1 pseudogene is annotated in these 443 nt (G+C 70.4%); it reads right to left on the bottom strand.

Annotated features, from left to right (window positions below):
• Nucleotides 1-97 precede the first annotated feature (97 nt).
• A pseudogene (locus G3I71_RS47705) lies at nt 98-443 on the bottom strand (VOC family protein); the annotation flags it as partial.

Here is a 443-nt window from a genome sequence, read left to right as displayed (position 1 = left end):
CGCAGATGCGAGTTTCTCGGAGAATCGTACGGAGGGGCTCTCCGGCCAACCCGGTGCGCCGGGCCGGTCGCTCGGCCCGGCGCACCGCGCTCGTCGCTCAGGCCGGGCTCGTCGCCGGCATCTCGCCCTCCGTCTTCGTCACGTCGATCAGGGTGAACGACGCGCCCTGCGGGTCGGAGAGTGCCGCGAACCGGCCGAAGGGGCTGTCCACCGGGCCGTAGCGCAGCACCCCGCCCCGCTCGGTCGCCTTCGCCACCGACGCGTCGCAGTCCGGGACGGCGAAGTACACGTTCAGGTACGCGGGCACATCGGGCGGGAAGTCGTCGCCCATCGCCATCCGGCCGAGCACCGTCTCCCCCTGGACGTCGTACATCCCGAAGTCCATCGACTCGTCGTCGAACTTCCGTACCGTGTACGGGAAGACGGCGGGGAAGAACGTGTCC

Source organism: Streptomyces sp. SID12501, assembly GCF_010550245.1.
In the GTDB taxonomy this organism is placed as follows: domain Bacteria; phylum Actinomycetota; class Actinomycetes; order Streptomycetales; family Streptomycetaceae; genus Streptomyces.
Note: the sequence above shows the minus strand (reverse complement) of the source record. Positions and strands in the feature narration are given on the sequence as shown.